Annotated in this window: 20 protein-coding genes; 19 read left to right on the top strand and 1 reads right to left on the bottom strand. The window is 61.3% G+C overall.

What is annotated here, in order from left to right:
• Window positions 1-29: 29 nt before the first annotated feature.
• From paaB to H4V96_RS18760, 19 genes are all read left to right on the top strand, one after another.
• Window positions 30-314: a 1,2-phenylacetyl-CoA epoxidase subunit PaaB gene (paaB, locus tag H4V96_RS18850; protein WP_010401476.1), complete on the top strand. Its 285-nt coding sequence runs from the start codon at window positions 30-32 to the stop codon at window positions 312-314.
• A 14-nt stretch (window positions 315-328) separates the two neighbouring features.
• Window positions 329-1,096, top strand: coding sequence for a 1,2-phenylacetyl-CoA epoxidase subunit PaaC (paaC, locus tag H4V96_RS18845; RefSeq protein WP_196854950.1), 768 nt, complete (start codon window positions 329-331; stop codon window positions 1,094-1,096).
• Window positions 1,096-1,635: a 1,2-phenylacetyl-CoA epoxidase subunit PaaD gene (gene paaD, locus H4V96_RS18840; protein WP_196854951.1), complete on the top strand. Its 540-nt coding sequence runs from the start codon at window positions 1,096-1,098 to the stop codon at window positions 1,633-1,635. Before paaC ends, paaD begins: the two co-directional genes overlap by 1 nt.
• Window positions 1,636-1,675: 40 nt before the next feature.
• Window positions 1,676-2,755 (top strand): 1,2-phenylacetyl-CoA epoxidase subunit PaaE, encoded by a 1,080-nt coding sequence (gene paaE / locus H4V96_RS18835; RefSeq protein WP_010401473.1) that lies wholly within the window; start codon window positions 1,676-1,678, stop codon window positions 2,753-2,755.
• Between the two features lie 123 nt (window positions 2,756-2,878).
• The gene (paaG, locus tag H4V96_RS18830; RefSeq protein ID WP_010401471.1) at window positions 2,879-3,670 is read left to right on the top strand and encodes a 2-(1,2-epoxy-1,2-dihydrophenyl)acetyl-CoA isomerase PaaG; all 792 of its coding nucleotides are present in this window, start codon (window positions 2,879-2,881) and stop codon (window positions 3,668-3,670) included.
• A gap of 1 nt (window position 3,671) precedes the next feature.
• Window positions 3,672-5,240: a 3-hydroxyacyl-CoA dehydrogenase PaaH gene (paaH, locus tag H4V96_RS18825; RefSeq protein ID WP_196854952.1), complete on the top strand. Its 1,569-nt coding sequence runs from the start codon at window positions 3,672-3,674 to the stop codon at window positions 5,238-5,240.
• Window positions 5,230-5,682 carry a hydroxyphenylacetyl-CoA thioesterase PaaI gene (paaI, locus tag H4V96_RS18820; RefSeq protein WP_196854953.1) on the top strand — a complete coding sequence of 151 codons (453 nt, stop codon included), beginning with the start codon at window positions 5,230-5,232 and terminating at the stop codon, window positions 5,680-5,682. The genes paaH and paaI overlap by 11 nt, the downstream gene beginning before the upstream one ends.
• Window positions 5,683-5,790: 108 nt before the next feature.
• The gene (gene paaK / locus H4V96_RS18815) at window positions 5,791-7,119 is read left to right on the top strand and encodes a phenylacetate--CoA ligase PaaK (protein ID WP_196855076.1); all 1,329 of its coding nucleotides are present in this window, start codon (window positions 5,791-5,793) and stop codon (window positions 7,117-7,119) included.
• A gap of 31 nt (window positions 7,120-7,150) precedes the next feature.
• Window positions 7,151-8,356 (top strand): 3-oxoadipyl-CoA thiolase, encoded by a 1,206-nt coding sequence (pcaF, locus tag H4V96_RS18810; RefSeq protein ID WP_010401461.1) that lies wholly within the window; start codon window positions 7,151-7,153, stop codon window positions 8,354-8,356.
• Between the two features lie 94 nt (window positions 8,357-8,450).
• Window positions 8,451-9,602 (top strand): ABC transporter substrate-binding protein, encoded by a 1,152-nt coding sequence (locus tag H4V96_RS18805; protein WP_010401460.1) that lies wholly within the window; start codon window positions 8,451-8,453, stop codon window positions 9,600-9,602.
• Window positions 9,603-9,686: 84 nt separating this feature from the next.
• Entirely contained in the window at window positions 9,687-10,565 is an 879-nt protein-coding gene (locus H4V96_RS18800; RefSeq protein WP_196854955.1) for a branched-chain amino acid ABC transporter permease, read from the top strand.
• Window positions 10,562-11,578 (top strand): branched-chain amino acid ABC transporter permease, encoded by a 1,017-nt coding sequence (locus tag H4V96_RS18795; RefSeq protein ID WP_196854956.1) that lies wholly within the window; start codon window positions 10,562-10,564, stop codon window positions 11,576-11,578. The genes H4V96_RS18800 and H4V96_RS18795 overlap by 4 nt, the downstream gene beginning before the upstream one ends.
• Window position 11,579: 1 nt before the next feature.
• On the top strand, window positions 11,580-12,335 hold the full coding sequence (locus H4V96_RS18790; RefSeq protein ID WP_196854957.1) for an ABC transporter ATP-binding protein: 756 nt from the start codon (window positions 11,580-11,582) through the stop codon (window positions 12,333-12,335).
• Window positions 12,332-13,075, top strand: coding sequence for an ABC transporter ATP-binding protein (locus tag H4V96_RS18785; protein ID WP_196854958.1), 744 nt, complete (start codon window positions 12,332-12,334; stop codon window positions 13,073-13,075). Before H4V96_RS18790 ends, H4V96_RS18785 begins: the two co-directional genes overlap by 4 nt.
• Window positions 13,076-13,152: 77 nt before the next feature.
• On the top strand, window positions 13,153-13,767 hold the full coding sequence (locus tag H4V96_RS18780) for a phenylacetic acid degradation protein PaaY (protein WP_010401454.1): 615 nt from the start codon (window positions 13,153-13,155) through the stop codon (window positions 13,765-13,767).
• 95 nt (window positions 13,768-13,862) lie between these two features.
• Window positions 13,863-15,914, top strand: coding sequence for a phenylacetic acid degradation bifunctional protein PaaZ (gene paaZ, locus H4V96_RS18775; RefSeq protein ID WP_196854959.1), 2,052 nt, complete (start codon window positions 13,863-13,865; stop codon window positions 15,912-15,914).
• Window positions 15,915-16,467: 553 nt separating this feature from the next.
• Window positions 16,468-17,733 carry a hypothetical protein gene (locus H4V96_RS18770; RefSeq protein WP_196854960.1) on the top strand — a complete coding sequence of 422 codons (1,266 nt, stop codon included), beginning with the start codon at window positions 16,468-16,470 and terminating at the stop codon, window positions 17,731-17,733.
• Between the two features lie 10 nt (window positions 17,734-17,743).
• On the top strand, window positions 17,744-18,151 hold the full coding sequence (locus tag H4V96_RS18765; RefSeq protein ID WP_010401447.1) for a hypothetical protein: 408 nt from the start codon (window positions 17,744-17,746) through the stop codon (window positions 18,149-18,151).
• A gap of 65 nt (window positions 18,152-18,216) precedes the next feature.
• A complete protein-coding gene (locus tag H4V96_RS18760) occupies window positions 18,217-19,797 on the top strand; it encodes a methyl-accepting chemotaxis protein (protein ID WP_196854961.1) in 1,581 nt (526 codons plus the stop codon).
• On the opposite strand, the gene H4V96_RS18755 is transcribed toward H4V96_RS18760, so the two are convergent.
• A complete protein-coding gene (locus tag H4V96_RS18755) occupies window positions 19,794-21,017 on the bottom strand; it encodes a Xaa-Pro peptidase family protein (protein ID WP_196854962.1) in 1,224 nt (407 codons plus the stop codon). The two genes, H4V96_RS18760 and H4V96_RS18755, sit on opposite strands and share 4 nt — an antisense overlap.
• Between the last annotated feature and the right edge of the window lie 19 nt (window positions 21,018-21,036).

The following is a 21,036-nucleotide window of genomic DNA, read 5'->3' as shown; positions in this document are numbered from 1 at the left end:
TAGAAATAAGACAGATAGGGGAGAACAATATGAGCAAAGAATGGCCATTGTGGGAAGTTTTCATCCGCAGCCAGCACGGCCTGGCGCACAAACATGTAGGCAGCCTGCATGCTTCCGACGCCAGCATGGCGGTCAACCATGCGCGTGATGTCTATACACGCCGCAATGAAGGCGTGAGCATCTGGGTGGTGCGCGCGGCCGATATCGTCGCCAGCAGCCCTGGCGACAAGGGCGCCCTGTTCGAGCCGTCGAACAGCAAGGTGTATCGCCATCCCACCTTCTTCCCGATGCCGGAAGAAGTCAAGAACCTGTGATGGGAGCGCCTGTAATGGATGACAAGCTCACGCAACAAAAGTTCGATTACCTGCTGCGCCTGGGTGACAATGCCCTGATCCTCAGCCAGCAGCTGTCGCAGCTGTGCGGCAAGGGGCCGGCGCTGGAAGAGGACATGGCGCTGACCAATGTGGCACTCGACCTCCTGGGCCAAACGCGGTTGTGGTTCAGCTATGCGGCCGAACTGGAAAACGCGGGCCGTGACGAGGACGACATCGCCTTTTTGCGCGACGCCCACGACTTCAAGAATTGTCTGCTGCTGGAACAGCCGAACGGCAATTACGCCGACACCATGATGCGCCAGTTCTTTTTCGATACCTGGCACTACTTCCAGCTGCTGGAACTGGCCAAGGCCAGCGACGTACGCATCGTCGAAGTGGCGCAAAAATCGCTCAAGGAAGTGACGTATCACCTGCGCCGCAGCAGTGACCTGATCGTGCGCCTCGGTGACGGCACTGCGGACAGTCACGCGAAAACACAGGCCGCTGCCGACAAGTTGTGGATGTACACGGGCGAGATGTTCAAGTACGACGCCGTCGACCAAGCCATGCTCGCCGCCGGCATCGCGCCGCCATCGGAGGTGTTGCGCCAGGTCTTCCTCGAACACGTGGCCGAGATTTTCGCCGAAGCCACCTTGAGCATGCCGGCGCCCGACGCCTGGATGCAAAAGGGCGGCAAGCAGGGCACGCACACGGAACACCTGGGATTCATCCTGGCCGAGATGCAGTTCCTGCAGCGCGCCTATCCCGGGGTGCAGTGGTAATGGACACGCCCACGGCGGCGCTGGACGCGGCCCAGGTCTGGGCCTGGCTGGGCGACGTGCCGGACCCGGAAATTCCCGTCATTTCGGTGGTGGACCTGGGCATCGTGCGCGCCGTCGATGTGGTCAGCAGCAAGGAGTGCATCGTGACGATCACGCCCACGTATTCAGGTTGCCCCGCCATGCAGGTGATCGCCGATGCCGTCACGGATGCCTTGCGCAGCCATGGCGTGGCCAAGGTGACGCTGGTGAACCAGTTGGCGCCCGCCTGGACCACAGACTGGATGAGCGAGGCCGGCAAGGCCAAGCTGAAAGGCTATGGCATCGCCCCGCCGCAGCAGCAGGTGATCGATATCAGCGGCCTGCATAGAGGCACAGCGGGTGGCGTCAAGCGCCTGCCCTTGCCGCAGCTGGAGGTGATTTGCCCTAACTGCGCTTCCACGCATACGCAACTGACCAGCCAGTTCGGCTCCACGCCATGCAAGGCGCTGTACAAATGCATCGATTGCCGCGAACCGTTTGACTACTTCAAGTGCCACTAAAAAAATCAGGCACACGTTCCGAAGAAACTGGAGATGAAGCATGAGTAAATTTTATCCGCTGTGCGTGGCGAAGGTGCGCAATGAAACGCGTGACACCATCGCCGTGACGTTCGACGTGCCATTGGAGTTGCAGCAGCAGTTCCGCTTCCAGCAGGGCCAGCACCTGACCTTGCGCGCCAATATCAACGCCGAAGACGTGCGCCGCTCGTATTCGATCTGTTCGGCGGTGCAAGACGGCACCTTGCGCGTGGCCATCAAGCGCACGCCCGGTGGCGCGTTTTCCACCTGGGCCAACGATACCTTGAAAGCCGGCACCATCATCGAAGTGATGCCGCCCATGGGCCACTTCAACGTGCCGCTCGACTGCGTCAACCGCAAGCACTACCTGGCGTTCGCGGCCGGCAGCGGCATCACGCCCATCCTGTCCATCATCAAGACGACCCTGCTGGCCGAGCCATTGAGCCGATTTACCCTGTTCTACGGTAACCGCGCTTCCTCGTCCGTGATCTTCAAGGAAGAATTGACGGACTTGAAGGACGTGTACCTGGAACGATTGAACCTGATCTACGTGATGAGTCGCGAGCAGCAGGATATCGAATTGTTCAACGGCCGCATCACGCAGGAAAAATGCGAGCAGTTCCTGCAGCACTGGATCAAGGTCGAAGACTACGACAACGCCTTCATCTGCGGCCCGGAAGACATGATGCTCGGCGTTTCCGCAGCCCTGCAGGCGGCCGGCATGCCCAAGCAGCATATCAAGATCGAACTGTTCGCCGCCAGCATCCCTAAAAACTTTCATAAGCCGCGCGCGCCGTTAGCCACCGGCGCGGTGCAGGAAGCCGAAGTGACCGTCATCCTCGATGGCAACCACACCACCTTCACGATGGACAAGGATAAGGAATCCATCCTCGACGCGGGTCTGCGTCAAGGCATCGACATGCGCTATTCGTGCAAGGGCGGCGTATGCTCGACCTGCCGCTGCAAGATCCTCGATGGCAAGGTTGAAATGGACGTCAACTACGCGTTGGAAGACTATGAAGTGGCGCGTGGCTTCGTCCTCAGTTGCCAGAGTTTTCCGCTCACCGACAAGGTCGTGGTCGACTTCGATCAGGCAGAATAACCCAACTGCGACTGCCGGGGTCAGACCCGTCGGGGTCATTCGCCCCAGTGGGGCGAATGACGATTCCGAAGGAACTGACCCCAGATTTCCGCTGCGGGTTGAAAACTAAAAAAGCGAGACGCCATGAGCTACCAAAACATCCTCTTCACCATCGAGCAGGGCATCGCCACGCTCACCCTGAACCGTCCCGACAAGCTCAATAGTTTTACCCAGGCCATGCACGAGGAAGTGCGTGACGCGATCGCGCAAGTGAACGCCGACAGCTGCGTGCGCGTGTTCGTGTTGACGGGTGCTGGCCGCGGCTTTTGCGCGGGCCAGGATTTGTCCGACCGCGCCGTTGAACCTGGCGCTAAGGGCGTGGACCTGGGCGAGTCGGTGGAAAAAAACTATGCGCCGCTGGTGCTGGCCCTGAAAGCCTTGCCGATGCCCGTCATTTGCGCCGTCAATGGCGTGGCCGCTGGCGCAGGCGCCAACCTGGCGCTGGCATGCGACATCGTCATCGCCGGCAAGTCGGCCAGTTTCGTCGAAGTGTTTTGCAAGCTGGGCCTGATTCCGGATACGGGCGGCACTTTCTTCTTGCCGCGCCTGATCGGATCGGCGCGCGCCATGGGCCTGGCCATGCTCGGTGAAAAGCTGACGGCTGAAAAGGCCGAGGATTGGGGCCTGATCTGGAAATGCGTGGACGATGCGCAGCTGGCGCAAGAAACGCGCAAGCTGGCCGTGCACTTTTCCGCGGCGCCGACCAAGGGCCTGGCCTACACCAAGCAGGCGTTGGCTCTAAGTGGCGCCAATACTCTGCCGCAGCAACTGGCGCTGGAGGCACGCATGATGCGCGAACTCGGTAACAGCGACGATTACCGCGAAGGCGTGGCCGCCTTCATGGAAAAGCGCGCACCGCAATTCAAGGGGCACTGATATGAGCGCATTGGCAAACAACAGTATCATCGCCGTCATCGGCAGCGGCGCCATGGGCGCCGGTATCGCACAAGTCGCTGCCGCTGCCGGTTACCGTGTCAAGTTGTACGACACGCGCGCGCAAGCGGTGAGCAAGGCCTTGGCCGATATCGGCAAGATGTACGCAAAGCTGGCCGAAAAGGGCCGCATGACGGCTGATGAAGCCGCGGCCGCCACGACACGCCTGCAGGCTGTCGACAGCCTGGCCGACGTGGCAGATGCCGCGCTGGTGGTGGAAGCCATCGTGGAAAACCTTGATGTCAAGCGCGGCCTGTTCGCCGAACTGGAGGCTGTTGTCAGCGACGACTGCATCCTGGCGACGAACACGTCGTCGATTTCCGTCACGGCCATCGCGGCCAAGCTGCGCCGCCCTGAACGCCTGGTCGGCATGCACTTCTTTAATCCCGTGCCCTTGATGGCGCTGGTTGAAGTAATCAGTGGCCTGGCCACCAGCGCGCAAGTGGCCGCCACCGTGTATGACACGTCGATTGTCTGGGGCAAGAACCCCGTGCATGCCAAATCGACGCCCGGCTTCATCGTCAACCGTGTTGCGCGTCCGTTTTACGCGGAAGCCTGGCGTTTGCTCAGCGAACAGGCGGGTGATCCCGCCACCATCGACGCGGTGCTGCGCGACGCCGGCGGTTTTCGCATGGGGCCATTCGAGTTGATGGACCTGATCGGCCATGATGTCAATTTCTCCGTCACGCAATCGGTGTTCGGTGCCTACTTTAATGATCCCCGTTTCACGCCGTCCGTGCTGCAGCAGGAAATGGTCAACGCCGGGTTCCTGGGCCGCAAGTCGGGGCGTGGCTTGTATGCCTATGGCGAAGGTGCCTCTGCACCGGTCGTGCAAGCGGAAGGCCCGCAGCCCAAGCCCGAATTTGTCGCCTTGTCAGCAGCCATAGGCGGTGATGGCCGTGGCCACAGCGGCGTCATTCGCAGCCTGGTACAGCGCCTGGAGCACACTGGCATCAGTGTTAGCCGCCGCGTCACACAGGAAGGCCAGGTGCACGACGAAGCGCCGGCCCTGCATTGCCATGGTGCCGCGATTTATCTCAGCGACGGCCGTAGCGCTACCCAGCGCGCGCACGACAATCAGCATCCGGACACGGTCTTATTCGATCTGGCGCTTGACTACGCGAGTGCCAAGCGCATCGCCGTGGCGCGCGCCGACCAGTGCAGCGATGCCGCCTACGCCGCTGTCGTGGGCCTGTTCCAGGCAGCCGGCTTTAGCGTCACGCGCCTGGACGACGTGCCTGGACTGGTCGTCATGCGCACGGTCGCCATGCTGGCCAACGAGGCCGCCGACGCCGTCAACCAGGGCGTGTGCACGGTCGCTGCCGTCGATATCGCCATGCAGAAAGGCGTCAACTATCCGCGCGGACCGCTGGCCTGGGCCGATGCGGTGGGCGTGCATCACATCGTGACCGTGCTGCAGCACCTGGCGCTGGGTTATGGCGAAGATCGCTACCGTGTCTCGCCCCTGCTGCGCCGCAAACTTGCCACTGGAGCCCGCTTTTATGCCGAATGAAGATCAGAATATGACTGCACAAGCGTTGGCGCAGGCAGCTGCTGCCTGCATGCTGTCGCGCGATAACGCCACCGCTGCCATGGGCATCGCGCTGGCCGAGGTCGGCCCTGGCCATGCGCGCATGACGATGACGGTGCGCCCGAACATGCTCAACGGCCACCAGAGCTGCCATGGCGGCTTTATCTTTGCCCTGGCCGACAGCGCTTTTGCATTTGCCTGCAACAGCTATAACTTCAATACCGTGGGCGCCGGCTGCAGCATCGATTACCTTGCACCGGGCCGCGAGGGCGACGTGCTCACGGCCGACGCCGTCGAGCAGGCGCTGGCCGGCAAGAGCGGCGTATACGACGTCAAGGTCAGCAACCAGGAAGGGCGCACCATCGCGCTCTTTCGCGGCAAGTCGATCCGCGTGGCGGGTGCAGTCATACAAGAGCAGGCTTGAACTGCCGGAATGGTTTGATATTTTTTTAAGATTGAAAATGCCTCGACAAAACCGTCGCAAATCACGACGCGCAGCAGGTTTGGTCAGGCCTTACTAAAGGAGACAATGATGGTGCAACGTACGCCTTCCCCAAATGACCTTGAGCCGATCGAGCGCGCCAGCAAGGATGAACTGCAGGCGCTGCAGCTCGAACGCATGAAATGGACGCTCAAGCACGCGTACGATAACGTGCCCCATTACCGCGCCGCTTTTGACGCAGCGGGCGTACATCCGGACGACCTGAAGGCGTTGTCTGATCTGTCGAAATTTCCATTCACCGATAAAAAAGTCTTGCGCGACAATTACCCGTTTGGCCTGTTTGCCGTGCCGCGCGAGCAAGTGGTGCGCATCCACGCATCGAGCGGCACCACCGGCAAGGCGACGGTGGTCGGCTACACGCAGAACGATATCGATACCTGGGCCAATGTGGTGGCGCGCTCGATCCGCGCCGGTGGTGGCCGCGCGGGCGACATGGTGCATATCTCCTACGGCTACGGCTTGTTTACGGGCGGCCTGGGCGCGCACTATGGCGCCGAACGCCTGGGCTGCACGGTCATTCCGATGTCGGGCGGCCAGACGGAAAAGCAGGTGCAGTTGATCCAGGATTTCAAGCCTGCCATCATCATGGTCACGCCCTCGTACATGCTCAACATCATCGAGGAATTCACGCGCCAGGGCCTCGATCCTGCCGAATCGTCGCTGAAGGTGGGTATCTTCGGTGCCGAGCCGTGGACGGATGCCATGCGTTTGGAAATCGAAGCGCGCGCCGGCATAGACGCCGTCGACATCTACGGCCTGTCCGAAGTAATGGGGCCTGGCGTGGCTTCCGAATGCATCGAAAGCAAGGACGGTCCCGTCATCTGGGAAGATCATTTCTACCCCGAGATCATCGATCCGGAAACGGGCGAAGTGCTGCCGGACGGCGAAGAGGGCGAACTGGTCTTCACCTCGCTGTCCAAGGAAGCGCTGCCTGTCATCCGCTACCGCACGCGTGACCTGACCCGCTTGCTGCCGCCAACCTCGCGCTCCATGCGCCGCATCGGCAAGATCACTGGCCGCTCGGACGACATGCTGATCATCCGCGGCGTGAACGTCTTCCCTACGCAGATCGAAGAGCTGATTTTGAAGATGCCAAAGCTGGCGCCGCAATACCAGCTGGTGCTCACGCGCGACGGCCACCTCGACAAGCTCGAAGTGATCGCCGAGCTGCGTCTCGACCTCACTGCCAGCATCTCGGTGAGCGAAACGGACGCCTTGGCGCGCGAGCTGGAGCATCGCATCAAGACGCACGTGGGTGTAAGTACGCGCGTGCGCCTGGTAGCTGCTGCCGGCATCGAACGCACCTTGACGGGCAAGGCCCGCCGCGTGCTCGACCAGCGCCAAAAGATGTTCTCCTAATTTTCTCTACATCGATCAAGCAGGATAGACCATGAACGAAGCCTTTATCTGTGACGCAGTACGCACTCCCTTTGGCCGCTATGGCGGGGCACTTTCCAGCGTGCGCGCGGACGACCTGGGCGCGCTGCCGATTGCCGCGCTGATCGCCCGCAATCCATCCGTCGACTGGTCCGCCATCGACGACGTGTTCTACGGCTGCGCCAACCAGGCGGGTGAAGACAACCGCAACGTGGGCCGCATGGCCGCGCTGCTGGCCGGCTTGCCCGCCGAGGTGCCCGCCAATACCATCAACCGTCTGTGCGGCTCCAGCCTGGACGCCGTGGGTCTCGCTGCGCGCTCCATCAAGGCCGGTGAGGCGCAACTGATCATCGCCGGCGGCGTGGAAAGCATGACGCGCGCGCCTTTCGTGATGGGCAAGGCTGACAGCGCCTTCTCGCGCGCGGCGAAAATCGAAGACACGACCCTTGGCTGGCGTTTCGTCAACGGCAAGATGAAGGCGCAGTACGGCATCGACACCATGCCGGAAACGGCGGAAAACGTGGCCATGGAATTTGGCATCAGCCGCGCCGATCAGGATGCCCTGGCGCAGCGCAGCCAGCAGCGCTGGGCTGCAGCGAACGCCGCTGGCGTCTTCGATCGCGAAATCGTGCCTGTCGCCGTGCCGCAGAAAAAAGGCGAGCCGAAGATGGTGACGATGGATGAACATCCGCGTCCCGATACTTCGCTGGACATGCTGGCGAAACTCAAGGGCGTGGTCAAGGTGGATGGCACGGTCACCGCTGGCAATGCCTCGGGCTTGAACGATGGCGCTTGCGCAATTTTGCTGGCCTCGGCCGCCGCCGTGGATAAATACAAATTGACGCCACGCGCAAAAGTGCTGGGCATGGCCACCGCTGGCCTGGCGCCGCGCATCATGGGCTTTGGTCCTTCTCCAGCCTCGCGCAAGGTGCTGGCACAGACGGGTCTCAGCATCGAGCAGATGGATGTGATCGAATTGAATGAAGCGTTTGCGGCGCAGGCGCTGGCCGTCACGCGCGACTTGGGCCTGGCTGACGACGCGGCCCACGTGAACCCGAATGGCGGCGCGATTGCCATCGGCCATCCGCTGGGCGCATCCGGTGCGCGCCTGGTGATGGCGGCCCTGAACCAGCTGGAACGAACGGGCGGGCGCTATGCGCTGTGCACCATGTGCATCGGCGTGGGGCAGGGTATTGCTGTCGTCATTGAACGCGTATAAACGAGTAAAAACAAAGTAAAAATACAAAAGGCGCAGGCTCATAAAAAAGCGCCAACCCTACATTGACCGTAGTGCCAACCTGGTGGAGACCACAATGATTGCCAATATTTTCAAGAAAACCCTGATCGCCGGCGTGCTGGCCATGTCCGCCGCAGGCGCGTATGCGGCCGATAATATCAAGATCGGTTCCGTGCTGTCGGTCACGGGACCAGCCGCTTTTTTGGGCGATCCGGAGCTGAAAACCCTGCAACTGTATATTGAGAAAATCAATGCCGCTGGCGGCGTGCTGGGGCGCAAGCTGGAACTGGTGCACTACGATGATGGCAGCGACGCCGCCAAGGCCAACGGTTTTACCAAGCGCCTGATCGAGTCCGACAAGGTCGATGTGCTGATCGGCGGCACCACCACCGGCGCGACGATGGCGATGGCACCGCTGGTGGAGCGCGCCAGCATACCGTTCATTTCGCTGGCGGGCGCTGTGGTCATCATCGATCCGGTAAAAAAATGGGTCTTCAAGACGCCGCATACGGACCGTATGGCGGCCGAGAAGGTGTTCGAGGACATGAAGAAGCGCGGCATCAGCAAGGTCGGCCTGCTGTCGGAAACGAGTGGCTTCGGCGCCTCGGGCCGCAAGGAATCGCAGATCGTCGCCTCGAAATATGGCATTACCCTGGTGGCCGATGAAACCTACGGGCCGAAAGACACGGACATCACGGCGCAGCTCACGCGCATCAAAAATACCGCCGGCGTGCAAGCCGTATTCGTCTTCGGCCTGGGCCAGGGGCCGGCGGTGGTGACCAAGAACTACGGCCAACTGGGCATGTCCGCGCTGCCGCTGTACCAGTCGCATGGCGTGGCGTCAGACGAGTATCTGAAATTGTCGGGCAAGGCCGCCGAAGGCGTGCGCCTGCCGACGCCAGCGCTGCTGATCGGTGCCATGCTGCCCGATAGCGACGCGCAAAAGGCCATCGTGGTCGGCTACGACAAGACGTATAAAGAGCGCTACAAGATCGATCCGTCGACCTTCGGCGGCTATGCGCTCGATGCCCTGAACCTGTCTGTGGATGCGATCAAGCGCGCCGGGGGAACGGAGCGCGAAAAAGTGCGCACGGCACTGGAGCAGACCAAGGGTTTTGTCGGCACGACCGGTGTCTTCAACATGTCGGCCAAGGACCACATGGGCCTGGACCTGTCGGCGTTCCGCATGGTGGAAGTGAAGAACGGCGAATGGCAATTGTCGAAGTGATGTTCGAAATAATGTAAGCCAGAAGTACCCGCGCGGGCTGCCCTCGAAGGCCGTCCGCGCACAGCCGAACATAATGGAGACACCATGGAAGTCGCTCAATTTCTGCAATTTTTGTATTCGGGGATGACGGTCGGTTCCGCCTACGCGCTGGCGGCGCTGGGCTTTACCATCATCTACAACACCAGCGGCGTGATCAACTTCGCCCAGGGCGAATTCATCATGCTGGGCGGGATGCTGGCCGCCGTGATGTCGGCCGCCGGCGTGCCGCTGCCGCTGGCCATCATCCTGGCCGTCATCGCTACGGGCTTGGTAGGCCTGTTGATGGAAAAAACCGTGATCGAACCGGCGCAAAATGCGCAGGTCATCACCCTGTTGATCATCACCATCGGCGCCTCGCTGGTGCTGCGAGGCCTGGTGCAAATCTGGCTGGGCAAGGATACGCATACGCTGCTTGCCTTTTCCGGCGATGCGCCGATCGAATTTTTGGGCGCCAGCCTGCTGCCGCAAAGCCTGTGGGTGCTGGGCGTGACGGTCGTCATCGTGCTGGTGCTGGGCTGGTTCTTCGGCCGTACCTTGATGGGCAAGGCCATGCTGGCCACCTCGCACAACAAGCTCGCTGCGCAACTGGTGGGCATCAACACGCGCAAGGTGCTGCTATTTTCCTTCGGCTTGTCAGCCTTGCTGGGCGCGGCGGGCGGCATCCTGGTCGCACCGATCACCTACACCTCGTATGACGCCGGCATCATGCTGGGCCTGAAAGGCTTTGTCGCCGCCGTACTCGGTGGCCTCGGCGGCGGTGCCGGTGCGATTGCCGGTGGCCTCATTCTCGGCATTGCCGAAGCCATGACGGCCGGCTACATCTCCTCGGCCTACAAGGACGCCGTGCCTTTCGTGCTGATCCTGCTGATCCTGTTCTTCCTGCCGCAAGGCTTGTTTGGCGCCAAAAACTCGGAGCGTGTATGAAGACGCAGTTGCGCACATTCTTTACCCGCTCGCGCCACGGCGGCTTGCTGTTGCTGGCGCTGGTGCTGGCCATCCTGCCGCTGTTCTTCACGAATGCGTTCTACTATGACGTTGCGATCCGCATTGCGCTTAACGCCATCGTCGTTATCGGCCTGAATCTCCTGATGGGCTATACGGGCCAGATCAGCCTGGGTCACGCGGGTTTCTACGGTCTGGGCGCGTATGCCTCGGCCGTGCTGACCACGCACTACAGCTGGCCACCGCTAGCTGCCCTGGCGGCAGGTGCCGTCGCCACAGGCTTGCTGGCGCTGCTGCTGGCGCGCCCCGTATTGAAGCTCAAGGGCCACACCCTGGCCATGGCGACTCTGGGCCTGGGCATCATCATTTCCATCGTCATCAACAACGAGACGCAATGGACGGGCGGCCCCGATGGGATAGGTGTGTCCGCCTTCACGCTGGTCGGCCTGGAAATCGCCGGTGAGAAAGCGTGGTACCTGGTCTGCGCCGTACTGCTGTTACTGGTCACTTGGCTGGCCCTGAACCTGATCGATTCGCCCGTCGGGCGCGCACTGCAGGCCATCCACGGCTCGGAAGTGGCGGCCCGCGTGGTGGGCGTCGATACTACGCGCTTCAAGGTGCGCGTGTTCGTGCTGTCGGCCGTCATTGCCAGCATCGCAGGCAGCATCAGCGCTCATTACATCGGTTTTATCACCCCCAACCTGTCCGGCTTCTTCCACTCGATCGAGCTGGTGACGATGGTGGTGGTCGGTGGCATGGCGTCGATCTTCGGCTCCATCATCGGGGCGGCCCTGCTGACGATTTTGCCGCAGCTGCTGTCCAGTTTTGAAGGCTGGGAAACGGTGGTCTTCGGCGTGATCCTGATGGCCACCATGATCTTCATGCCCAAGGGGCTCGTACCTAGCCTGGCCAACCGTTCGCGCAAACGGGCAGGAGTGCCGCAGGCACCCAAAGCCCCCGACGGCGCGGAAAAACTACCGGTGCAGGAGGCATGAAATGCTGACGATTAATAATCTGAGCAAGAGTTTTGGCGGTGTGCACGCGGTGCAGGATGTGAGCTTCACCGTCAAGCAGGGCAATATCCACTCCGTGATCGGTCCCAATGGCGCCGGCAAGACGACCTTGTTCAATTTGATCACGGGTGTGTATACGCCGAGCAAAGGCGAGATCTTGCTCAATGGAGAGAACGTGGCCGCCATGTCGCCCGATGCGCTGGCGCGGCGCGGCATGAGCCGCACCTTCCAGAATCTGCAGGTATGCATGAATATGACGGCCATCGACAATGTGATGGTGGGCGCGCATTTGCGCCTGAACCAGAACCTGTTCGCCTGCATGCTGCGTTTGCCGTCCGTGCGTCGCGCCGACGCAGTTTGCCGCGACGAGGCGGCGGGCCTGATGGAGTTTGTCGGCGTAGGTCGGCATATCGATGACGAGGCGGGCCAGATGTCGTATGGTGCGCTGAAACGTCTGGAAATCGCCCGCGCGCTGGCGGCCAAGCCGAAGGTGCTGCTGCTCGATGAACCGGCCGCTGGCCTGAACCACACGGAGACGGGCGAGATCGAAGCCTTGATACGCAAGGTGGCGCAATCGGGCGTGACGGTGGTGCTGGTCGAGCATGACATGAAACTGGTGATGAACCTGTCGGACCATATCCTGGTGCTCGACTATGGCAAGAAGCTGGCCGAAGGGACCGCCGCCGAAGTGCGCGCCAATCCCGACGTGGTGGCGGCGTATTTGGGAGTGGCTGCATGAAGCACGAAAAAAATCAGGAAAAACCTCAAACACCGCTGCTACTCGATATCAAAGGGCTGACCAGTCATTATGGCCGTATCCAGGCCCTGCACGGCATCGACCTGCAGGTGCGCCAGGGGCAACTCGTGGCGCTGGTGGGTGCCAATGGTGCCGGCAAGACGACCTTGCTGCGTGCCATCTCTGGCGTGCAGCCGATCAGCGCCGGCAGTATTGTCTTTTCCGGCGAGGACGTCAGCCGCATGAGCGCCGACAGGCGCGTGCGCGCCGGCATTTGCCAGGTGCCGGAAGGGCGGCAAGTGTTCGGCCCCATGACGGTGGAAGACAATCTGCGCCTGGGTGCCTTTACACGCCCTGCGCAGGACGTGGCGGGCGACATGGAGCGCATGTATGGCCTGTTCCCGATTTTGAAGGAAAAGCGGCTGCTGCTGGCCGGGACCTTATCGGGCGGGCAGCAGCAGATGCTGGCCATGGCGCGCGCACTGATGGGCCGTCCACAACTGCTGCTGCTCGATGAACCGAGCATGGGCCTGGCGCCGCTCCTGATCGCGGAAATCTTCCGCATCGTGGCCGAACTGCGCGACCAGGGCATCACCATCTTCCTCGTCGAGCAGAACGCGCACGCCGCCCTGTCGATCGCCGACGTGGGCTATGTGATCGAGACGGGCGCCATCACCTTGTCCGGTCCCGGTCCCGAGTTGCTGCACAACGAGCAAGTACAAAGCGCCTACCTGGGTATGTGAAGACGTAGGTCGGATTAGCGCTTGCGCGTAATCCGACATCAGCCGCTACGGCTGGCAATAATGTTTTGGAGAGCAACATGGTCAAAGTCTACGAAATCAATGGCGTCACCCCCGTCGTCCACCCCAGCGCTTATGTGCACCCGTCGGCCGTGCTGATCGGCGACGTCATCGTTGGCCCGCGCTGCTATATCGGCCCGCTGGCCTCGATCCGTGGCGACTTCGGTCGATTGATCCTGGAAGAGGGCGCGAACTTGCAGGATACCTGCGTCATGCACGGCTTCCCTGGCTGCGACACGGTGGTCGAAGTCGATGGCCATATCGGCCATGGCGCCGTACTGCACGGCTGCCGCATCGGCCGCAATGCGCTGGTGGGCATGAACGCCGTCGTCATGGACAACGCCATCATCGGCGCGGAATCCATCGTCGCGGCCATGAGTTTCGTCCGCGCGGGCATGATCGTTGCGCCGCGCAGCATGGTGGTGGGCACGCCGGCCAAGATCATCCGCGCGCTGACAGACGATGAAATCAAATGGAAAAGTTCGGGCACGGGCCAGTACCACGAACTTGCCGTACGCTCGATGCAGACGATGCGCGAGGTGGACGCCCTGACGCAAGTCGAGGCGAACCGCCAACGCCTCAATTTTGAATCCGCACTGCCGCTACACCTGCACAAGAACGCCGCAGCGCAATAAACAATATGGGCGTAGGTCGGATTAGCGGGGCAGCGCCCCGCGTAATCCGACACCACACCAACGTCACCAACACCCTCGTTTTACGGAGAAACCACATGGCTCAAATATCCACCTTGCAAAGCCTGATCGCCGGCCGCTGGCTGGGCGAAAGTGCGGCGGTGCCGCTGCACAACGCTTTGAATAACCGCGTCATTTATCACACGCATGCCGAGAAGATCGACTTCGACGAAGCCGTCACCTATGCCCGCAAGACGGGTGTGCCGGGGCTCATGGCGCTGGACTTCCAGCAGCGCGCCGCGCGCCTGAAGGCCTTGGCCTTATATCTGGTCGAGCGCAAGGAAGAGCTGTATGCGATTTCGCATCTGTCAGGCGCCACGCGCGCCGATAGCTGGGTCGATATCGAAGGCGGCACGGGCACCCTGTTTGCCTACGCCAGCATGGGCAGCAACGAGCTGCCGTCGTCGAATGTGCTGCATGAAGGCCCGGCCATTGCGCTGGGTAAAAAAGGCGGCTTTGCCGGCACGCACATTCTGGTGCCGCGCGGCGGCCTGGCCGTGCATATCAACGCCTTCAATTTTCCCATATGGGGTTTGCTGGAAAAATTCGCGCCGAGTTTTCTCGCTGCCATGCCCTGTATCGCCAAGCCGGCCACGGCGACCAGTTACCTGACGCAGGCCGTCGTGCGCATGATGCATGAATCAGGCCTGCTACCGGCCGGCAGTATTCAACTGGTGATCGGCTCCACAGGCGACCTGCTGGACCGCTTGAATGGCCAGGACTTCGTCACGTTTACAGGATCGGCCGCTACGGCCGCCAAGCTGCGCACCAATCCGAACCTGATCGCCCAGTCCGTACCCTTTAACGGCGAAGCCGATTCGCTCAATTGTGCCATCTTGGCGCCGGACGTCACGCCCGAGGACATGGAATTTGACCTGTTCGTCAAGGAAGTCGTGCGAGAAATGACGGGCAAGTCGGGCCAAAAATGCACGGCCATCCGCCGCATCATCGTGCCTGAGCACCTGCTGGACGCCGTCGGCACGCGCTTGCGCGAACGCCTGGCCAAGGTGGTGGTGGGCGACCCGTCCATCGAAGGCGTACGCATGGGCGCGCTGGCCTCGAAGGAACAGCAAAGCGATGTGGCGGAGCGTGTCGCCACGCTGTCGCAGGATAATGAGGTGGTGTTCGGCGCGGCCGACGGCTTCAATCCGCTTGGCGATGATGCCCTTGACGGCAGCTTCTTCTCGCCGACCTTGCTGCTGTGCCGCGATGCCTTCGCTAACGACGCCGTACATGACGTGGAAGCGTTTGGTCCCGTCAGCACCATGATGGGCTACCACGATATCGACGCAGCGCTGGCTCTCGCCGCGCGCGGCAAGGGTAGCCTGGTGAGCACCCTGGTGACGCGCGATCCGAGGATCGCTGCGCGTGTGGTGCCGCAAGTGGCGGCCACGCATGGCCGCGTGCACGTGCTCGAGCGCGTGGCTTGCGTCGATTCGACCGGCCATGGTTCGCCATTGCCGCAATTGAAGCACGGTGGCCCTGGCCGCGCAGGCGGCGGTGAAGAGTTGGGCGGCGTGCGCGCCGTGCGCCACTATCTGCAGCGGGCTGCGGTACAAGGTTCGCCGACCATGCTGGCGGCGATCACGGGCGAATACGTGCGCGGCGCGGATGTCAATGAAAGCCCGATACATCCGTTCCGCAAGCACTTCGAAGACTTGAAGACGGGCGACTCGCTGCTCACGCACCGGCGCACCGTCAGCGAAGCGGACATCGTCGCCTTCGGCGGTATCTCGGGCGATTTCTTCTATATGCATTTCGACGAAATCGCGGCCAAGCAATCGCAGTTCGGCAAGCGCATCGCCCACGGCTACTTCGTGCTGTCGGCCGCTGCCGGCCTGTTCGTCTCGCCCGGTGTCGGCCCGGTGCTGGCCAACTATGGCCTCGATAACCTGCGCTTCGTCGCGCCCGTCGCCATTGGCGACACCATTCGCGCCCGCCTGACCTGCAAACGCAAGGTTGACCGCAACCGCAAGGACGTGTTTGGCGTGGGCCAGGGCGTGGTGGCCTGGGACGTGCAGGTGAGCAACCAGAATGAGGAACTGGTCGCCAGCTACGACATTTTGACCCTGGTATCGAAGCGTGAGTAAACGTTAGCAAGCCCGAACCTGCGCCGTCCGAGTTTTTCACCTTGAGCCAGTATACGGATTCGGCCGGCAAGGCGCTCTTCAGGCATGCTTGCTGCCGGCAGGGACGAGCACTGGCAGCCTGTCGCGTTAGATGCGTTATGGACGTTATGCGCGCTGGGCAAATGTGCCCGCGCCGCTGACATGACGAGGCAAATGGCTGTCGAACAGGTCGATGTCGGGCATACAGCTAATTGTTTATTTAGTTATTAAAATATATATTGAAAAATGGGAAATTACAATGAAAGTGTGGTTTTTCCGGCCTGCTCTTTAGACAAAATCCTCTAGAAAGCATGTTTTTTCGGTAAAAAATGGCAAAATCGGTAATTGCCTTAGGAAAACTTTTCAAAGTAGCGATTTTCTCTGTAGCATGGGCTGGCTAAAAGGTCACATCGCCAGTCACGCCATGCTCAGCGACGGTGGTGCAAAAAAGGACCCGGTCCGTGATGGCCGGCAAGCCATCGGCCACGAGCCTAATTCCACGATTAACATTCTTTGCTACGGGTATTTAATTACTATGAATAAACACGTCCTGATTTTTCTGCTGGCCATGCCTCTGGCCATCAGCCATGCCTATGCCGAAGATGCTGCCAGCGGCCCGACCGTCAAGATCAGCGGTTTTGGTACCGCCGCGCTGACCGTGGCCGATACTGACAACGCACAGTTCGCGCGTCCGAATCAGGCTGCTGGCGCGGGCCGCACTGCCCGCACCGGCGTCGATTCCAATCTGGGCTTGCAGGCCAACGTCACAGTCAATCCATGGCTGTCGGCCACCGTGCAAGGCTTGGTGCGCAAGGATGGCGAGGATGATTTCGGCGCCGAACTGGCATGGGCTTTCGCCAAGGCCAAGGTGTCGGACAGCTTCAGTGTGCGCGTCGGCCGCATGGGCCTGCCCGTGTTCATGATTTCCGATTACCGTAACGTGGGCTATGCCAACACCATGCTGCGTCCACCGGGCGAAATGTATTCGCAGGTGCCGCTCAACAGCATCGACGGCATCGACGGCACTTACCAGTTCAGCCTCGGTGACACCAACATCAGCAGCCAACTGGCGCTGGGCCGTACCAAGGCTACCCTGGCCACCGGCCCCAACTCCACCGTGCATGTGGAAGGAAAGTCCATCGTCGCACTCAATCTGGTGGCAGAACATGGCCCCGTGACCCTGCGTTTCGGTCGCGCCGAAACCAAGCTGACCATCAATGATTCCGCCAGCCAGAATGCGCTGATGGAGGGCTTGCGCGCCGCCGGTGCCGGCTACAAGTTTGCCCAGTTGGGCGTACTGGCCGATGTGCTGGAGGTGAAGAATAAGAAAGCTTCGTTTACTTCCATCGGCCTGGGCCTGGACTGGAACGATATCCTGGTGCAGTCCGAGTACGCCAAGCGCAAGACGGATAGTTACGTCAACGACAGCACCTCGTGGTATGTGATGGCGGCTTACCGGATCGGCGCCTTTTTGCCGTATTACAGCCATGCCAGCCTGAAGGCTGATGATCGCGTGAACAACACCGTACCGGCAGCTTGCCCGCCCGGCTATCCTGCCGCTTGCACGCCGACCTTGCGCGCGCTGTCGGCCGGCGTCAACACCATGGCTTACACACGCAATCAGCTGGAGCAATCGACGGACAGCATTGGCGTGCGCTGGGACTTCCACCGCTCGGCGGCGTTGAAGGTACAGATCGACCGCATCAAACCTAAGAATGGCCAGGGCTTGTTTGTACAAGCCAAGCCAGGTTTCAGCGGCCCCGTGACGGTGGTTGCCGCCGCCATCGATTTCGTTTTTTAAGGAGCGCAGCATGAAACCATTTATCTTGCATGTAGCTACCTTGCTGGCCTTGTCGATTACCGTTCCCGCCATGGCCGAAGTGGTCGTGGTGGTCAATGCCAAGAGCGCCGCTGGCGCCATGACGAATGATCAGATAGCCCAATTCTTTCTCGGCAAATCGACGGCCATGACGCCGATCGACCAGCCGGAAGGCGCTCCCGTGCGCGCAGAGTTCTACAAGAAGGTGACGGACAAGGAACCGTCGCAAGCGAAAGCCCTGTGGTCCAAGTTGGTTTTCACGGGCAAGGCGACCTTGCCGAAGGAAGTGGCCAATAGCGCAGAGGTGAAAAAGGCCGTGGCTGCCGATCCGAAAGCCATCGGCTACATCGAGAAGAGCGCACTCGATGGCACGGTGAAAGCGGTGCTGACCACGCCATAAAGCAGTAGCGACGGCATGCCCTGGCGCATGTCGTCTTTTGCACCAGATAACATCAGGAGACAGCAATGAGCATCAAACGCAAGATATGGGCGCTGCCTGTCGTCTCGGCGGTAATTTTTGGGCTGGGTCTGGCCGTCAGCGCTTATCTGTCGACGGCCGCGCTCAATTCCATCCACGCCACCGAAAGCGCCGACTATCCCGTGCTTGACATGGCCAAGTCTCTGACCCTGGATGTGGTCGCCGTCGGTGACGCCCTGCGCGATGCTGTCAGTGAAGGCGACAAAGAGCGTATCGGCCAAGTCGGCGGCCAGGCAGTCAAGCTGCGCGCCAAGCTGGGTGACTTTGCGGCGATTGCCGGCCAGCGCGAGCATGGCCAGCGCCTTGCCAAGGAATTCGATGCCTACTATGCGCCAGCGCTGAGCGCAGCGCGCATCATGCTGGAAATGGAAGAGGGCGATCCGCAGGCGACCGTGGCGCGCATGCAAGTCGCGCTGGCGGTGCTCAATAAAGATCTGGCGAAGACTAACGAAGAGGCGCAATTGCAGTTCAAAGAGGGCATAGAACGCAGCGCGGCCAATGTGCGCCATGCGCTCAATACCAGCATCGCCGTGGCGCTGGCCGTGATCGTCTGTCTGGTGGCTGTGTCGCATTTCGTCGTGCGCGCCATCTGGCAGCAACTGGGTGGTGAACCCGAATATGCGCGCCAGATCGCGCGCGCTGTTGCCGACGGCGACTTGTCCATGCAGATCGTCACCGAAGCGGGTGACCATGGCAGCCTGCTGGCGGCACTCAAGGACATGCGCGCCAAATTGGGTGGCATGGTGTCCGACATCAAGGCGTCGGCCGAAACCATCCAGGTGGCCAGCGCCGAAATCGCACAGGGCAATGCAGACCTGGCCGCGCGCACGGAATCGCAGGCGGGTAGCCTGGACCAGACGGCGCGCAGCATGGACAGTCTGACGACGACCGTGCGCGACAACGCCGCCAACGCAGGACAGGCGCATGAATTGGTGGTGTCGGCATCCGCAGTGGCGGTCAAAGGTGGGCAAGTGGTCAGCCAGGTAGTGAGCACCATGGGCGAGATCAACGATTCATCCAGACGCATCGTCGACATCATCGGCGTCATCGATGGCATCGCCTTCCAGACCAATATCCTGGCTCTGAATGCGGCCGTGGAAGCGGCGCGCGCTGGCGAGCAGGGGCGCGGCTTTGCCGTGGTGGCCTCCGAAGTGCGCAACCTGGCGCAGCGCAGCGCGGCCGCGGCGCGCGAGATCAAACAATTGATCGGCGATTCGGTGGCGAAAGTAAATGTGGGCTCGAAGCTGGTCGACGAGGCGGGGCTGACCATGGGCCAGATCGTCGATTCCGTGAAAAAAGTGGCCGACATCATGGCCGAGATCAGCGCAGCGAGCCAGGCGCAAAGTGCAGGCATTGGCGATATCGGCGTGGCCATCGGCAATATGGATCAAATGACGCAGCAAAATTCCGCACTGGTGGAAGAGGCGTCGGCAGCGGCCGAATCACTGCAGGATCAGGCCGTGCAACTGGGCACGGCGCTGGCCGTGTTCAAGCTGGCGCAAGGTAGCCTGGAACCGATCGCCAGCGTGCCGGTGGCACGGCGGCTTGGGTTGTCTAGGGCGGCTTAGGCCTGCAGCCCGAACGGATCGTCGATGCTGCGCGCCGGTTCGGTGAACCAGCGTGGACCGTTTTGCGTCATGTAGAAATGGTCTTCGTGACGTATGCCGAATTGCCCAGGGATGCAGATCATCGGTTCGTTCGAGAAACACATGCCGACGTCGAGCGGCGTGGTGTCATTTCCCACCAGGTAAGGCCATTCGTGGATATCGAGGCCGATGCCGTGGCCCGTGCGGTGCGGCAGTCCCGGCAGCTTGTAGCCCGGGCCAAAGCCGTCCGCTTCCAGCGACGCGCGCGCGGCGCGGTCCACGTCGCCGCAGGGCACGCCCAGCTGGGCAGCGGCGAAGGCGGCTGCCTGCGCGGCCTTTTCGCTATTCCATACGCTGCGCTGGCGCTCGCTGATGGCGCCAAACACATAGGTGCGCGTGATGTCGGAGATGTAGTTCATCACCTGGCAACCCGTGTCGATCAACACCGTGTCGCCCGCTTTCAACGTTTGCACATAGTTCACGCCATGCGGGTAGGCGGTCGCTTCGCCGAACAGCACGATGCAAAAATACGAGCGCGGCGCTCCCACTTTGCGGTGCGCTCGCTGGATGAATTCTTCCACTTCCAGCGTCGTGATGCCTTCATGCAGCATGCTGGCCGTAGCTACGTGCACGGCCAGGGTCATGTCCATCACGCGCTGCATCAGGGCGATTTCCGCCTGTGACTTGCGGCTGCGGCAGTACGCGGTGACGGCGCGTGCATTTTCCAGCGCGTAGCCGGCGGCCAGTGGCGCGATGCCATCGTAGATGAAGAAGGCGGCGCTTTCGCAGATGCCCACGCGTGGCCGCTGGTGCGCGTCCTGCGCCACTCCCATGCGCGCCAGCACATCGACGAACAGCTGGTAGGGACTTTCATGCTCTTCCCAGCAGTTGACACGGCCTTCGACCAGCATGAAGCCTTGCAAGGTAGTTTCCTCGAAGGCGGGGGCAATGTATTCGATCTCTCCGCTGGCCGGCACGATGGCACCGACCATGCGTTCGCTGGCATACCATTTGGTGCCCGTGAAATAGGTGAGGTTGGCGCCCGCGTTCAGGTAGATCGCGGCGATGCCCTTTTCGCGCATGAAGGCTTGCGCCTTGGCGATGCGCTGCGCATGTTCGTCCTTGCCGATGGCAAGCATACCGCCCGTCATGTCTGACAGCGATGCCAATGCCTGTTCTATGGAAGTGCCACCTATGCTCATGCAAGCTCCTTTGCTCGAT

The organism is Janthinobacterium sp. CG_23.4, from assembly GCF_029892305.1.
Taxonomy (GTDB): domain Bacteria; phylum Pseudomonadota; class Gammaproteobacteria; order Burkholderiales; family Burkholderiaceae_D; genus Janthinobacterium; species Janthinobacterium lividum_D.
Note: the sequence above shows the minus strand (reverse complement) of the source record. Positions and strands in the feature narration are given on the sequence as shown.

Bases quoted from the DNA above. Each gene is read 5' to 3' on its own strand.
- paaB (WP_010401476.1), top strand. From the start codon at position 30: ATGAGCAAAGAATGGCCATTGTGGGAAGTTTTCATCCGCAGCCAGCAC.
- paaC (WP_196854950.1), top strand. From the start codon at position 329: ATGGATGACAAGCTCACGCAACAAAAGTTCGATTACCTGCTGCGCCTG.
- paaD (WP_196854951.1), top strand. From the start codon at position 1,096: ATGGACACGCCCACGGCGGCGCTGGACGCGGCCCAGGTCTGGGCCTGG.
- paaE (WP_010401473.1), top strand. From the start codon at position 1,676: ATGAGTAAATTTTATCCGCTGTGCGTGGCGAAGGTGCGCAATGAAACG.
- paaG (WP_010401471.1), top strand. From the start codon at position 2,879: ATGAGCTACCAAAACATCCTCTTCACCATCGAGCAGGGCATCGCCACG.
- paaH (WP_196854952.1), top strand. From the start codon at position 3,672: ATGAGCGCATTGGCAAACAACAGTATCATCGCCGTCATCGGCAGCGGC.
- paaI (WP_196854953.1), top strand. From the start codon at position 5,230: ATGCCGAATGAAGATCAGAATATGACTGCACAAGCGTTGGCGCAGGCA.
- paaK (WP_196855076.1), top strand. From the start codon at position 5,791: ATGGTGCAACGTACGCCTTCCCCAAATGACCTTGAGCCGATCGAGCGC.
- pcaF (WP_010401461.1), top strand. From the start codon at position 7,151: ATGAACGAAGCCTTTATCTGTGACGCAGTACGCACTCCCTTTGGCCGC.
- H4V96_RS18805 (WP_010401460.1), top strand. From the start codon at position 8,451: ATGATTGCCAATATTTTCAAGAAAACCCTGATCGCCGGCGTGCTGGCC.
- H4V96_RS18800 (WP_196854955.1), top strand. From the start codon at position 9,687: ATGGAAGTCGCTCAATTTCTGCAATTTTTGTATTCGGGGATGACGGTC.
- H4V96_RS18795 (WP_196854956.1), top strand. From the start codon at position 10,562: ATGAAGACGCAGTTGCGCACATTCTTTACCCGCTCGCGCCACGGCGGC.
- H4V96_RS18790 (WP_196854957.1), top strand. From the start codon at position 11,580: ATGCTGACGATTAATAATCTGAGCAAGAGTTTTGGCGGTGTGCACGCG.
- H4V96_RS18785 (WP_196854958.1), top strand. From the start codon at position 12,332: ATGAAGCACGAAAAAAATCAGGAAAAACCTCAAACACCGCTGCTACTC.
- H4V96_RS18780 (WP_010401454.1), top strand. From the start codon at position 13,153: ATGGTCAAAGTCTACGAAATCAATGGCGTCACCCCCGTCGTCCACCCC.
- paaZ (WP_196854959.1), top strand. From the start codon at position 13,863: ATGGCTCAAATATCCACCTTGCAAAGCCTGATCGCCGGCCGCTGGCTG.
- H4V96_RS18770 (WP_196854960.1), top strand. From the start codon at position 16,468: ATGAATAAACACGTCCTGATTTTTCTGCTGGCCATGCCTCTGGCCATC.
- H4V96_RS18765 (WP_010401447.1), top strand. From the start codon at position 17,744: ATGAAACCATTTATCTTGCATGTAGCTACCTTGCTGGCCTTGTCGATT.
- H4V96_RS18760 (WP_196854961.1), top strand. From the start codon at position 18,217: ATGAGCATCAAACGCAAGATATGGGCGCTGCCTGTCGTCTCGGCGGTA.
- H4V96_RS18755 (WP_196854962.1), bottom strand. From the start codon at position 21,017: ATGAGCATAGGTGGCACTTCCATAGAACAGGCATTGGCATCGCTGTCA.